The 12957-nt window shown below is 61.9% G+C and carries 12 protein-coding genes and 1 pseudogene; 9 read left to right on the top strand and 4 right to left on the bottom strand.

Annotated features, from left to right (window positions below; translation table 11 throughout):
- Nucleotides 1–282: oligopeptide/dipeptide ABC transporter ATP-binding protein (locus AC1DJT_RS01405; protein ID WP_476833383.1), on the top strand; the 282-nt coding region annotated here is incomplete at its 5' end.
- Nucleotides 279–1265 (top strand): ABC transporter ATP-binding protein, encoded by a 987-nt coding sequence (locus AC1DJT_RS01410; protein ID WP_441480551.1) that lies wholly within the window; start codon nt 279–281, stop codon nt 1263–1265. The genes AC1DJT_RS01405 and AC1DJT_RS01410, both read left to right, overlap by 4 nt.
- Nucleotides 1266–2077: 812 nt before the next feature.
- On the opposite strand, the gene AC1DJT_RS01415 is transcribed toward AC1DJT_RS01410, so the two are convergent.
- Nucleotides 2078–2284: a cold-shock protein gene (locus AC1DJT_RS01415; RefSeq protein ID WP_441480550.1), complete on the bottom strand. Its 207-nt coding sequence runs from the start codon at nt 2282–2284 to the stop codon at nt 2078–2080.
- 376 nt (nt 2285–2660) lie between these two features.
- On the opposite strand from AC1DJT_RS01415, the gene AC1DJT_RS01420 reads away from it, so the two are divergent.
- The 4 genes from AC1DJT_RS01420 to AC1DJT_RS01435 all read left to right on the top strand — a co-directional run bounded on the left by AC1DJT_RS01420 (nt 2661) and on the right by AC1DJT_RS01435 (nt 4675).
- Nucleotides 2661–3068, top strand: coding sequence for a hypothetical protein (locus tag AC1DJT_RS01420; protein WP_476833384.1), 408 nt, complete (start codon nt 2661–2663; stop codon nt 3066–3068).
- Nucleotides 3069–3204: 136 nt separating this feature from the next.
- Entirely contained in the window at nt 3205–3903 is a 699-nt protein-coding gene (locus AC1DJT_RS01425; RefSeq protein ID WP_476833385.1) for a response regulator transcription factor, read from the top strand.
- Nucleotides 3904–4020: 117 nt separating this feature from the next.
- On the top strand, nt 4021–4347 hold the full coding sequence (locus AC1DJT_RS01430; RefSeq protein ID WP_476770176.1) for a hypothetical protein: 327 nt from the start codon (nt 4021–4023) through the stop codon (nt 4345–4347).
- A gap of 124 nt (nt 4348–4471) precedes the next feature.
- The gene (locus tag AC1DJT_RS01435; RefSeq protein WP_476833408.1) at nt 4472–4675 is read left to right on the top strand and encodes a cold-shock protein; all 204 of its coding nucleotides are present in this window, start codon (nt 4472–4474) and stop codon (nt 4673–4675) included.
- Nucleotides 4676–4745: 70 nt separating this feature from the next.
- Here AC1DJT_RS01435 and AC1DJT_RS01440 read toward each other — a convergent pair whose 3' ends face one another.
- Genes AC1DJT_RS01440 through AC1DJT_RS01450 form a run of 3 tightly spaced genes read right to left on the bottom strand, consistent with a single transcriptional unit; the run spans nt 4746 to nt 8692 of the window.
- Nucleotides 4746–6020, bottom strand: coding sequence for a glucarate dehydratase family protein (locus AC1DJT_RS01440; RefSeq protein WP_476833386.1), 1275 nt, complete (start codon nt 6018–6020; stop codon nt 4746–4748).
- Nucleotides 6021–6061: 41 nt separating this feature from the next.
- Nucleotides 6062–6907: an NAD-dependent epimerase/dehydratase family protein gene (locus AC1DJT_RS01445; RefSeq protein ID WP_476770174.1), complete on the bottom strand. Its 846-nt coding sequence runs from the start codon at nt 6905–6907 to the stop codon at nt 6062–6064.
- 57 nt (nt 6908–6964) lie between these two features.
- Nucleotides 6965–8692 (bottom strand): IclR family transcriptional regulator domain-containing protein, encoded by a 1728-nt coding sequence (locus tag AC1DJT_RS01450; protein WP_476770173.1) that lies wholly within the window; start codon nt 8690–8692, stop codon nt 6965–6967.
- 322 nt (nt 8693–9014) lie between these two features.
- On the opposite strand from AC1DJT_RS01450, the gene AC1DJT_RS01455 reads away from it, so the two are divergent.
- The 3 genes and pseudogenes from AC1DJT_RS01455 to AC1DJT_RS01465 form a co-directional block, all read left to right on the top strand.
- Nucleotides 9015–9869 carry an aldose 1-epimerase gene (locus AC1DJT_RS01455; RefSeq protein WP_476833387.1) on the top strand — a complete coding sequence of 285 codons (855 nt, stop codon included), beginning with the start codon at nt 9015–9017 and terminating at the stop codon, nt 9867–9869.
- An 84-nt stretch (nt 9870–9953) separates the two neighbouring features.
- On the top strand, nt 9954–11912 hold the full coding sequence (locus tag AC1DJT_RS01460) for an ABC transporter substrate-binding protein (RefSeq protein WP_441508532.1): 1959 nt from the start codon (nt 9954–9956) through the stop codon (nt 11910–11912).
- 61 nt (nt 11913–11973) lie between these two features.
- Nucleotides 11974–12957, top strand: a pseudogene (locus tag AC1DJT_RS01465) (ABC transporter permease); the annotation flags it as partial.

Here is a 12957-nt window from a genome sequence, read left to right on the forward strand (position 1 = left end):
AGCCACCCCTACTCCATCGGTCTGCTGGCCGCGACGCCTTCGCTGGAGACGCAGTCCATGCGGCGGCTGCCTACGGTTGGCGGAGCTGTGCCACATCTGACCGAKATGCCGTTGGGTTGCGCCTTTCACCCGCGCTGTCCCGAATGTTTCGCCCCCTGTGCCAGATTGGTGCCGCCKCTGGAGCAAATCGAGGATGGTCACCTCGCCGCGTGCTGGGCGCGGCAGAACCAGCCGCAGGAGACGCCACAAGCGGCAGCGATGAGCGCGGGCGCGGCACCATGAGCGAACCTCTCCTGCGGCTCGAGGACTTGCAGAAGACCTTCGGCCGGGCTCCTGGCGGCATTCGGGCCGTCGACGGGGTGTCCCTTGATCTCCATCCCGGCGAGACGCTGGCCCTTGTGGGCGAATCCGGCTGCGGAAAATCCACGCTGGCGCGGCTTGTCCTACGCCTGACCGATCCTACCGGCGGGCGCATCCTGTTCGAGGGGCAGGACATCGCCGGCTTGTCGCAGCCCCGCATGAAGGCCATCCGCCGCGATTTGCAATTCATCTTCCAGGATCCGTTCTCGTCACTGGACCCGCGCATGCGGGCGGGATCGATCGTGACGGAGCCGCTGGCAGTGCATGGCCTCGTTTCGCAGCGGGGCGAGCGAACCAGCGCTGCGGTGCGATTGCTTGAAGCCGTCGGCCTCAGTGCCCGCCATATCGGCCAATGGCCCCGCCAGTTTTCCGGCGGGCAACGCCAGCGCCTGGGCATCATCCGCGCCTTCGCGATGCGGCCGAAGCTCATCGTCGCCGATGAACCGGTCTCCGCTCTCGACGTCTCCGTGCGTTCGCAGGTCATCAACCTGCTGCAGGATCTCCAGGACGAGCAAGGCACCGCCTATCTCTTCATCTCGCATGACATGGCGAGCGTAAAGCACATGGCGAGCCGCGTAGCCGTGATGTATCTAGGGCAGATCGTCGAGATCGCGCCKAAGAGCACCTTCTTCTCGGCCCCCCAGCACCCCTATAGCCACGCCCTCCTCTCGGCCGTGCCGATTTCGCACCCGGCAAAAGTCCGGGACCGGATCCTGCTGCCGGGCGATCCACCGAGTCCCGCCGCGATCCCCAAGGGATGTCGCTTCCATCCGCGCTGCCCGATTGCCGAACCCCGCTGCAGGACGGAGGTGCCAGAGGCGCGACCGGTCGGCGAAGGGCATCTGGTGGCCTGCCACTTCGCGTCTCCTTGGCCGCTCGGCGGCGGTGGCGGACGCCCACGATAAGATCGTTGAGTTGGAATTTGCCTGTAAGAAAACGGCGACGTTGGCTGTGAACTGCCTGGGATGCCCCGGAGTTGCTCGTGACGCTGACCAAGATCCATTCAAGTGACAGACTTAGTCTGTCGCAAGATAGGCGGTAGCCGCCGCTTCCAACGCTCCCCCGCAGGCAGAGCCCMGCTATTCCCGTAGCGCCGGCGCACCTTTGGAACTTCGGACGATACTCCCCCCGGGTCCGCGGTGAGCGCGTTCGATGCCGCAGGTGCCTGAACGAAATCTTCTGGATCGTCACGCTTCGGTGTCGATCTCTCGATCGACGGCATTTCCATCAGTTCCGGGGCGGGAGCTTTTGCGAGCGCGGGCAGGATCCGCTGAGCCTTCGCAGGTTCAAGCGAGTCCGGGGTGGCCGGCTTGGGTAATCGCTGCGGATCGATCTGCTGCGATCCGGGCTCTTGTTCGTTCGCGGAGACCTTCAGATCTAGGGTACCCCAAATAGATGGGTGCGGCTTTCTTTGGACGCGGCGTGTTTGTTTAAATTCAACGATGAAAGGCTTCTTGGGCGGCTTCATTGCTTTAGATGTCGCTCGATACTTTCATTGCCCGAATTGGGCTTGCAGGGATTACCGTTGTCTACGGTTATCCCTGTCGCCGGTCCAGATGCTTCGCAGGTACGCCGAGGCTCGATCGCAACTTGCCAAGAAGATGGGGCTTGGTCAGCAAAGGCGGAAGCGCTCACGGGCTGCCTGACAGCAGTCGAAATCGGAATGTGCCATCAATCAAAAGCCGCTCGGCGGAAAACATCGGGCGGCTTTTAATTTTCAAACTTTAAGGTTAGCCGCAGACTCTTTGCCACTGCGACGGTCGGCCTCCAAATCATAGGTGACCTTCTGACCTTCAGCTAAACCCCGAAGACCAGCGCGCTCCAAGGCAGTCGCATGGACGAAGACGTCTTTACCACCTGTGTCTGGAGCGATGAATCCATAACCTTTGGTTTCGTTGTACCACTTGACCGTTCCATTCGCCATTTTTGTTCCTATCGCTTTATTGTGACAACCCAACAAAGCGTAAAGCACCCCTCACCTTTTGCAAAGCGTCAGCATCAATCACTTTTTCTGACGGTTATCTAAGCGTTGGGAGCGGATTTAGCCGACACCTCTCAGGTTGCTTTAACCTTGAGTTTGACCTCTGAATTACTGCTTCGCTCAGCGGGTTTTGGTGTGCCATTATCGCCTTTTTGTAGCAATTGGCTCGCAATAACAAATCAATGACTACAAAGAACAAGCGGCAATTCGCGGCGGTGTGTTAGCGAAGCTGCAGAATCTATGCGTTTCGTAGCCGTCTGCGACAGAAGTACCTGTGTTCAACATGTTCTCCCGAAAGCTGCGAACTTCGAAGCCAGGCATGGTCGCTACTCGCCTGGAAGACTTCCTCGACATGATCACCACGGCAGCTTCGATTAGCGCCAAACTTGGTGGCGGCGMTGACCGCATGGTCGAGAACAAATTGGCATTCCACGCTGCTATTTGGGCAGCTGCGGATGCCTATGGGCAACTGCTCGGCGCCTCAATAGAAGAGACCACTGAGGGTGTTCAGCTGTATCTCAGTCGCTACGGCGACACAGAAGAGACGCTCAAGACGATGCTAATAAGTTTTATGATGCCCGAATTCGCTCCGTTGGTTCGGGCTACTGGCGAAGCGATTTTTGCAATCCGCGCCGAGGCTTCAGATAACGGCCTGGAACTGCGTCGCTTGACGGAGCTGGCGGAGCTAATCGCCGATTTCAAAGCGTGCCCTCAGCGCGCCAACTGATCCAAGCCCTCCACGAATACCTGCAGATTTTCGCGAATACGCCACGGATTTTGAAAATACCCTCGAAAAAATCTTGAATTATTAACCATACTTCGGCCATCCTCGCCAAATTATCCGCTGCGAATCGGAGTTTACCATGCGCGTTTTATTAATTGAGGACGACGCATCGATCGCGCAGAGCATCGAGATGTTTCTCAAGCTGGAGAACATCGAAGTCACCAAGACAGCCTATGGAGCCGATGGCTTCGCCCTCGCTCAGGCGGCGCCGTTTGACCTGATAATTCTGGATCTTGGTTTACCAGACATGCCAGGAATTCAGGTGCTCACGAAACTCCGAGCATCATCCATCAACACTCCTCTGATGATCCTCTCGGGTATCAATGAGGTTCAACAGAAGGTCCGTTCGCTGATTGCAGGGGCGGACGACTACCTGACAAAGCCATTCCACCGAGACGAATTTCTTGCACGCCTGCGGACTTTGGAGCGTCGCTGCAACGGGACCGAAAACCGCACGGTCCGGGTCGGAGACCTCTGCATCGATCTGGATTCAAAAACGGTTGACGTCGCCGGGAAGCCCGTTCGTTTGACTGGCAAGGAATATGAGATCGTTGCGTTCTTGGCGAGCCGCCGTGGGTTCACCCTGTCAAAGGAAATGATCCTCAATCACCTTTACGGTGGGATGGACGAGCCCGAGCTCAAGATCGTGGACGTCTTCATCTGCAAGGTGAGACGGAAAATCGCAGATGCATCGGGCGGAGCGAACTACATCGAGACGGTTTGGGGACGCGGCTACATGTTGAACAATGYCGAGCCATCCCTCCAAATGGTTTCCTAAGGCCGATTCTCTGCTGTCTACGCGGATAGCTTGTCTCGGTCGCGCGGGCAGCTTGGCCCGGCTGAGCTGACGCCGGGCGCGCTTCAGCGACTCGCATCGGTGTCGCGGCTCATCTCCATGCCAACCACCTTGCCGAGTTCTCTGCCAGTGATCGGTTGCAGATTGGCGAAACTGAATCTGAGTCAATGGCAGGCCAGCGGTTGGTTGCGGCGCTGCCTACACCGTTCGTATCGCGGGGCGCAGAAGATCGCCGATGCCGTGCGCGACGCCGCGCAGCACGACAAGCTCGGCCTCAACACTTTCTCGGGCTCCGGCATGTCAATTGCCTTTGCGAAAGGTCGCAGCGAGGCAGCGTGTTATCGATACGCGATTGGCGGAGATTTATATTGGCGTTACATCGTCATTCGACAGCAACTCACAGTTGAGTTGTTGGACCGACGGTAATCGCCAGCCGTCATGCTTCATGTTTGGCCTCGACAACCTTGGTTTTCGGGCAATTCCTTCCCGGCGGGTCTTCGGATACGCGCATCCGGCGGCTCAAAAGATGCAATCGTCGGGGGATGCGACTATGGCGACCGGAAACGTGAAATGGTTCAATACTGAGAAGGGTTTCGGGTTCATTCAGCCTTCGGATGGCGGCAAGGACGTGTTTGTACATATCGCGGCCGTGAAAGAGGCTGGCATGATGACTCTGATAGAAGGGCAGAAGGTAGCGTTCGATTTGAAGACCGAGCGCGGTAAAACAGCCGCAGGCTCGCTCCAACTCCTCTGATCACTCCAAGCCTCGCAGTAATTCAAAGCCTCTTGCGGGCTTCAGCGCCCGTGGGAACCCGAGAGCCACTTCAAAAACGCGGGCGCGCCGAATTGAAGTCCAGCTGGTATTTGCGCATCTCCTTGGTGTCGTCGCGCACTCGAATGCCGCAATCGAGATACTGCTGGTGTAGGCGCTTCAACGCCGTACGGTCCAGCCGCACGCCGAGCCCGGGTCCATCCGGCGGCGCAAGCGAGCCGTTCTCGATCTGGAGCTTGCCGCCCTCAATCACCTCCTCGACCTGCCACGGGTAGTGTGTGTCGCAAGCATAGGCGAGGTTGGGGATCGTAGCGCCGACATGAGTCATCGCTGCCAGGCTGATGCCCATATGAGAATTCGAGTGCATCGAGATCCCGAAGCCGAAGACACGGCCGAGATGGGCCAGATGCTGGGTGGCGCGCAGGCCACCCCAATAATGGTGGTCGGACAGAACGACCTGAACGGCATTCAGGCGTATCGTTTCGGGAATATGCCCGAAGGCGATCGTGACCATGTTGGTGGCGAGCGGCATCGGCGCGAACGTCGCGACCTGCCCCATCTCGGTGAGCGTCCTTGTCGGGTCTTCGAGATATTCGAGCAGCCCGACCAACTGCGGCATCACCCGCCGCGTCGTCTCGACCGACCAGCCGCCATTGGGGTCGATCCGCAGCGGGTGGTCCGGAAACGCCTTGCGCAGGTGCCGGAGCGTCTCGATCTCGAAATCGGGTTCGAACACGCCGGCCTTGAGCTTGATTGAGCCGAAGCCGAATTCCGCCACCATCCGGCGCGCCTGCTCGACMATTTGTTCATGGCTGAGCGCCTCGCCCCAATCATCGGCAGGATAGCCGGGATCATCCTTGTGCCGTTCGAACTTGTAGAACAGATAGGCGCTGTAGGGCACGCGGTCACGCAGCTTGCCGCCGAGCAGGTCGTAGAGCGGCCGGCCGGTGAGTTGGCCCTGCAGATCGAGGAAGGCGACCTCGAAGGCGGAGAGCGCCGAGGCGCGGGCCTTGTCGCCTGCGGGTGCAAAGGTTTGGCCGGGGTCGGGGTTATCGCCCACCGCAGCATAGACGACCTGCGTCAAGCCATTCAGGTCGAACGGGTCGAGACCGATTAGCCCCGCCTTCGCCTTGTCGAGATTGGCCAGCGTCTCCAGATCGCCATAGCTCTCCCCGAGCCCGACATGGCCCTCCGAGGTTTCGACCTCGATGATGCTGCGCAGGGCCCAGGGTTCGTGCACGCCGTTGACGTTGAGGAGCGGCGGGTCGCGGAAGGCGATCGGAGTGACACGGACATCGGTGATGCGCAYCGGGGGCCTCGGCTGCACGGGGGGAGTTGGAATGATCGCGGTCAAACGGGCGCGGCGTCTCAGACACCCGCTGCGGGTGGAGGAACCGGTGCACCGGCATATTCAAGCGAGCAGAAGCCGCCACCTTGAAAATACAGCGCAGGCGGCTCATGGGTCAGCTCGGCTTCCCCAGCCATGGCCTCCTCGGCATAGTCGTCGGCACGGTCCTTGGGCCGGTAGCCCAGCCCATATGCGACCGCATTGTCGTACCATCCGCCGGCATTGTCGGAGACACCGTAGACAATAGTGTTGTGGATGTCGGGATGCTCCAGCCCGATCAGGCAGAGCTGGGCAAGATCGCGCCCACTGATCCAGATCTTGAGCGTACGGGCGCTGGCGGGAATGTCGGCGGCATTGCCGATCCGCACATGCATGCTGCGGATACCGTACTTGTCGGCATAGAGCGCGCCCACTGCCTCCCCCCAGCACTTGCTGAGCCCGTAGCGTCCGTCTGGTCGCGGCAGGACCGTCTCGTCGATGCGCTGATGCCTGGGATAGAAGCCGACGGCGTGGTTGCTCGAGCCAAATACGACGCGGCCTACGCCTTGACGTCGTGCCGCTTCATAGACGTTCCAGGTGCCGACGACATTTGTCTGCAGAATGGACTCGAACGGCGCTTCGCGCACGACGCCCGCCATGTGGATCACCCCGTCCATGCCCATCATCGCCCGCTCGACGGCGCCGATGTCGGCGATATCGACCTGCACGGTTTCCTCGTTGGTCGCGAGGCTCGCCGGGGCGACAGTGTCTAGAATGCGGATGCGGGCGAAGCGGCTGCCGAGTTCCTGGCGCAGTTTTCGCCCAATATTGCCGGCGCCGCCCGTGATCAGCAGGTTACGAACGACGGTCGGCTCTTGCAGTTCCATGCGTCTTCTCCCGGCTCTTTTTTTGAAACGAGGTGGGTGCTCCGATGCTTCTCCGGCTCAGCGCAGCAAGGCGGCTCGAAGCCGCCCGTCGAGGGCAAAGACGCTCCCGGATGCCGGAGCCTCGGCAATCTGCTGCGGTGTCAATCCGATCCGGCCGCTTGTAACGTAAAGCAAGTCCCCGCGCCTCCCACCGAAGGTCAGCCCGGTCGGACGCGGCACAGGCAAGGATAAAAGCCGCATGTCGGAACCGTCGCGCTGCAGGCGTGCCAGGCTCCAGCCGTCCCATAGCGCGACCCACAGGTAATCCGGCTCTTCCAGGGTCAGGGCCATGGGGCGCCCGTGCAGGGCATCGACGCGTGCGACCAGCCCCAGGCTCCCGAGTCTGTTGCCCGTCCTGATCGGGAAGCGGATGATATCGCCGGCCTCCCTGAGCGCGACGTAGAGATGGCGCCCAGGCGCGTCGATCAGCATGTCTGTGGGTGTGGCCGGCAGTTCCACTTCAAGTACGGGGGTCCCGTCAATCAGGCGATAGAGCCCGGGGCGGCTTTGCGGACTCGGCGTTTCCCCAACCCCGAGCCAGATTTGTCCGTCCGGCCCGTGGCAAGCGCAGGTGATGCGGGGAAGCAATTCCAGCGAAAGCGCCGGGCTCAGATCGGTCAGGCGCGCGGCCCGGTCGACGGTCATCGCGCCCTTTTCCGTCGCCACGAACCAACGCCCCTCGCCGATCGAGCTCAGGGCCAGCACCGGCGAGGTGAATTGGGCCATCACCTCGGACCGGGGTGGCGCCGCAGGTTCCTCGACGCGAGAGCGCATGATGGCGGGCGCCAGTGCGTCCAACCAAAGCAGCGAGTTCGTCGCCCCGTCCCAACTCGGCGACTTTCCCAGGAATGAGCGCCCATTGTAGGCCAGTGGCACCTGCGCAATATCGGGCCGGGCTCGTGGGCGCATACCTCCGTGCCGCTTCACGACCTCGCCAAGGCGCCTGGCCGCGGCCGCGACCTCAGGTCCGAGCTGATTAACCCGCTCCAGCGTCATCCGATAACAGGGGCCCGACACGGTGAATGCACCGAGCGGCACGCCGCTCTCGCCGGGCACGGAGGCGCTGACGCAGCGAATACCCTCCATGAACTCTTCGTCGTCGATGGCATAGCCGCGCAGTTGGAACACATCGAGCTGCGAGCGAAGCTGGGCCGGGTCCGTGATCGTCCGATCCGTGACGCGCTCGAAGCTCATGCGGCCAATCAGGGCCTCCCGCTCGTCCGGCGCCAGCGCCGCCAGGTGCGCCTTGCCCATTCCCGAGCAGTAAAGCGGCCGCAGGCTCCCCAATGGCGCGCCCGTGCTGATCGGATAAAGGCTTAGGATCTTCTGGATGATGATCATGTCTGCGCCGCCGGGCGCGGCGAAATAGACGGTTTCACCGCTGAGCTCGTGAAGCCAGCGGAGTTCCGTCATGGCGAGCATCGGCAGATCCGGGATCGGCCAGACAGCCTGAGCGTATTCGAGAAACTTGAAGCCCGGGAAATATCCCTGCCCGCTGGCGTCGACGCGCACCAGCCCACGCTGCTGCAGCGTATTGATGATGCGATAGACAGTGCTGCGTGGAAGGCCCAACTCATCGGCCAGGGTCTGCGCGCGGTGCTCGCCAGGCGCAGAGGCGATCAGGTCGAGCAGGTTCAGCGCCTTGCCGACGAGCCTGGTGCCTCGCACCTCGATGAGAGATTCGCCGCGCCGCCCCTCTTCGTCCGGCACGATATCCTGCTCGAGGCTGGTGGCATGATTGCGCATGAAACGGGGGCGGGCCTGTCGAACCGGGCTGATGCGGCGGGCCTCAGCTTACGCAGACGTACAAGCGCCTGCAATGGCTCAGTATCACGATGTAAGAAACTTCCATGCTGCAGCTGCGAAATGGTCGATACTTTTATACATAGTAAGAATGCTCGTTGACAGTGCGTCGCACCAATCCTAGCCTTCCCTTTAAGATCGGGGACATCCCGACAGGTATTGGGGACGAAACGTGACAATGGCGGACGCAACGGCGGCACAGTTCCGTTCTGCGGAGACCTCGCCGTCTGTCTACCCTCTCGCGGCGGGACCGATGAGAGCGGCGGTGCGGCCGTTGGACGGTGGGCGCATAGCGTCCCTCTGGCGCGAGGGACCCAACGGCCTGCGCAGCGACGTTCTGGTGCCAATGYCCGCTGCCGGATTCGATCGCGCATATTGGCCGAAGGCGGGCAGCTACCCGCTCGTGCCCTTTTCCAATCGCGTCCGCGATGCCGCCTTCCGCTTCGGCGAAACCCGGGTCGCGCTCGTGCCGCACCCGGCCGCGGCTCCGCACGCACTGCACGGCTTCAGCCAGWCGCGGCCCTGGACCGTGATGCGGCACGCGAGCGCGGAGATCGAGCTGCACTATCGCTTCGAGCCTCAAGATGATCTGGCGGGATGGCCCTGGGCGTTCGAGGCCGTCCAGCGCATGGCGCTCGATCCCTCGGGCCTGACCCACGAGATCTACGTCGAGAGCCATGCGGTCTCGCCGATGCCGGTCGGCTTGGGCATTCACCCCTATTTCGCCGTGTCCCAGGGCGACCGCATCACGTTCAACTGCGAAGCCCTTTGGGATCAGGACGCCGATGGCTGCGGCCAGCAGCTCCACTCGCTCACTGGCCGCGACCGGCACTACGATTCGCCTCATGGCGGCGAGGCAACCACGGCCTATTATTCTGGCTGGGACGGGGGCGCCTCAATACATCGCCGGGACGGCACACGGATCCTCATCCAGGCCAGCGCTCCTCTCGACCACCTCGTCTTCCATGTCCCGGCCGGCGGCAGCTATCTCTGCCTGGAGCCGGTCAGCCATGTCGCTGATGCCTTCAATCTCGCGGCAGCGGGACATTCTGGAACTGGGATGCGCGTGCTCGACCCCGGCGCAACCATCTCGGCGAAAGTGCGGATCGGACTGGCATGACGTGAACAGGTGGCCGCGCCACCACGCCTCGACCCTCAGCTACACGGCCAACAGGCCGGCAATATCTCAATCCGGGAGGATGGCATGAGCAGGGATACGCAAAGAGGACCACACCGGCGCCGCGGACTCGACCGCCGCGATATGCTGAAAGGGCTTGCCGGCGCCACCGCGCTCTCGACGCTGCCCCACGCCGCCTTCGCCCAAACCGCCAAGGAGGCGCCGGCCCTCGCAAAGCTGGCCTCGGAGGGCAAGCTGCCGCCGCTGGCCGAGCGCGTCTCTGCCAACCCGCTGGTAATCAAGGTCGACAAGGTCGGCCGCTACGGCGGCTCGCTCCGGCGCGGCCTGCGCGGCTCCTCCGACCATAACGGAATTCTGCGCATGGTCGGCAACCAGGGCTTGGTGCGCTGGAACCTTGCTTTCACCGAGGTCCTGCCGAACGTCGCCGACAAATGGGAGGTCAACGCGGACTCGACCGAGTTCACCTTCTACCTGCGCAAGGGCATGAAATGGTCTGACGGCAAGCCCTTCACCGCAGATGACATCGTCTTCTCGATCGAGGACTGCGCCAAGAACACCGAACTCTATAAGTCCGCCCCCTCGCCGATCGTCATCGACAACAAGCCGGGCACGGCGACCAAGGTCGACGAGACGACGGTCAAGTTCACCTTCGCCAGCCCCTACGCGCTGTTTCTCGAGATGATGGCGACCCCGCTAGGACAACACCCGACGCTGTTCGCCAAGCATTACTGCAGCCAGTTCCACCCGAAATACAATTCCGGCGTGGCGGAGTTGGTCAAGGCGGCGAACCTGTCCGACTGGGGAACGCTGTTCCGCAACAAGTGCGGCGATATCGAGATTCCATCGCGCTGGGGCAATGCCGACAAGCCGACGCTCGACCCCTGGGTCATCAAGGAGCCCTATACCGGCGGCGCCACGCGCGTCGTGATGGAACGCAATCCCTATTTCTGGCAGGTCGACACTGCCGGTAACCAGCTGCCCTATATCGACAGGCTCAGCTTCAGCATCTCGCAGGACGTCGAGTCGCTGATGCTGGATGCGATTTCCGGGCGCCTCGACATCCAGGAGCGCCATCTCGACACGCTCCAGAACAAGCCGACCCTGTCGCAGAACATGCAGAAGGGCGGCTACCGCCTGATCGAGTTGATCAGCTCCTCGTCGCAGCAGGTTCAGATCTATCTGAACATGACGCACAAGGACGCCAAGATGCGCGAGATGTTCGCCAACAAGGAGTTCCGCAAGGCGCTCTCGTTGGGCATGGACCGCAAGGAGATCATCGACCTCGTCTATCTCGGCCAGTCGCAGCCGCATCAGACTGGGCCCCGCCCCGGCCATCCCTGGTATCACGCCGGCTTGTCCGAGCAGTTCACCAGCCACGACCCAGCCCAGGCCAACGCCATTCTCGACAAGCTCGGCTACGCCAAGAAGGATGCCAACGGCATCAGGCTGCGACCGGACGGGCAGAGGGTCTTCTTCGCCATCGACGTGATTCCAACGCTGTATCCCGATGAGGTCGATGCGCTCGAACTGGTGAAGCGCCACTGGGCCGAAATCGGCGTCGACATCAAGGTCAACACGATCGAGCGCGCCCTTTACTACACGCGCGGCGACAACAACGACCATGATGCCGCCGTCTGGCCGGGCCCCGGCGGACTCGACCCGATGCTCGACCCGCGTGACTACTTCGCCCAGCACACTCAGGGCTCGCGCTACGCGATTCCGTGGGCGCAATGGTACGTCTCGGGCGGCAAGGACGGCCAGGAACCGCCGGAGGGCCAGAAGCAGCGCATGAAGCTGTTCGACCAGGCGCGCGCCACGGCCGACCTGGAGAAGCGCACCGCGCTGATGAAGCAGGTCTTCGACATCACCGCCGACGCCTTTGAGACCATCGGCATCTGCCTCGCGGTGAACGCCTTCGGCATCTGCAAGAACAACCTACAGAACGTGCCGGCGAAATATCCCAACGCCTGGACCTGGCCCAATCCCGGCCCGGCCCTGCCTCAGCAGTTCTTCTTCGCGACGTGAGCGACGACAGCCCGGCCGCGCCGCGAGCGTGGCCGGGCCGTCTCACCCAACAGGCAGTGCCATGCTCCGCTTCATCGCCAAGCGCCTCCTCTGGATGGTGCCCTCGCTGATCGTCGTCAGTTTTCTGTCCTTCGTGCTGATCCAGCTTCCTCCGGGCGACTTCGTCACGACCTATATCGCGACGCTCGCAGCCTCGAACGAAGTGGTCGATCAGAACACGGCGGCCGATCTGAGAATCCGCTTCGGGCTCGATCAGCCGATGATCGTCCAATATTTCAAATGGATCAGCGGCATCGTGCTCAGAGGTGATTTTGGCCTCAGCTTCGAATGGCAACAGCCGGTCAGTGACCTGATCTGGGAGCGGATGGCGCTGACCCTGGTGCTGACTTTCTCGACGCTACTCGCGACCTGGGGCATCGCACTGCCGATCGGCGTGTTCTCGGCCGTCAAGAAGTATTCGATCGGCGACTATATCGTCACCTTCTTCAGCTTCCTCGGCCTCGCCATTCCGAGCTTCCTGCTCGCGCTCGTGCTGATGTATGTCGCAGCCGTCGAATTCGGGCAGGAGGTCGGCGGGCTCTTCTCCGAGCAGTATCTCACGGCCCCCTGGAGCATCGGCAAGGTCATCGACCTGCTGCACCATCTCTGGATTCCCGTCATCATTCTCGCTGTCTCCGGCACCGCCAGCCTGATCCGCGTCATGCGCGCCAACATGCTGGACGAGCTGCACAAGCCCTATGTCACGACGGCGCGCGCCAAGGGCCTCTCGGAATTCCATCTGCTGGTGAAGTACCCGGTTCGCCTGGCCCTCAATCCGTTCATCTCGACGATTTCCTGGCTGTTGCCGAACCTCGTCTCCGGTTCGATCATCGTCGCCATCGTGCTTAGCCTGCCGACGGCGGGGCCTCTCCTGCTCCAGTCGCTGATGAGCCAGGACATGTATCTGGCCGGCGCGTTCGTGCTGCTGATCTGCACGCTCACGCTCATCGGCTCTCTCATCAGCGATATCCTGCTCGCCCTCGTCGACCCCCGCATCAGGCTGGAA

It is taken from the genome of Allobosea sp. 05T422_2, assembly GCF_056396265.1.

Excerpts from the sequence above, each read along its gene's own strand:
- AC1DJT_RS01445 (WP_476770174.1), bottom strand. The coding sequence starts at position 6,907 with ATGGAACTGCAAGAGCCGACCGTCGTTCGTAACCTGCTGATCACGGGC.
- AC1DJT_RS01460 (WP_441508532.1), top strand. The coding sequence starts at position 9,954 with ATGAGCAGGGATACGCAAAGAGGACCACACCGGCGCCGCGGACTCGAC.
- AC1DJT_RS01430 (WP_476770176.1), top strand. The coding sequence starts at position 4,021 with ATGCCAACCACCTTGCCGAGTTCTCTGCCAGTGATCGGTTGCAGATTG.
- AC1DJT_RS01450 (WP_476770173.1), bottom strand. The coding sequence starts at position 8,692 with ATGCGCAATCATGCCACCAGCCTCGAGCAGGATATCGTGCCGGACGAA.
- AC1DJT_RS01415 (WP_441480550.1), bottom strand. The coding sequence starts at position 2,284 with ATGGCGAATGGAACGGTCAAGTGGTACAACGAAACCAAAGGTTATGGA.
- AC1DJT_RS01435 (WP_476833408.1), top strand. The coding sequence starts at position 4,472 with ATGGCGACCGGAAACGTGAAATGGTTCAATACTGAGAAGGGTTTCGGG.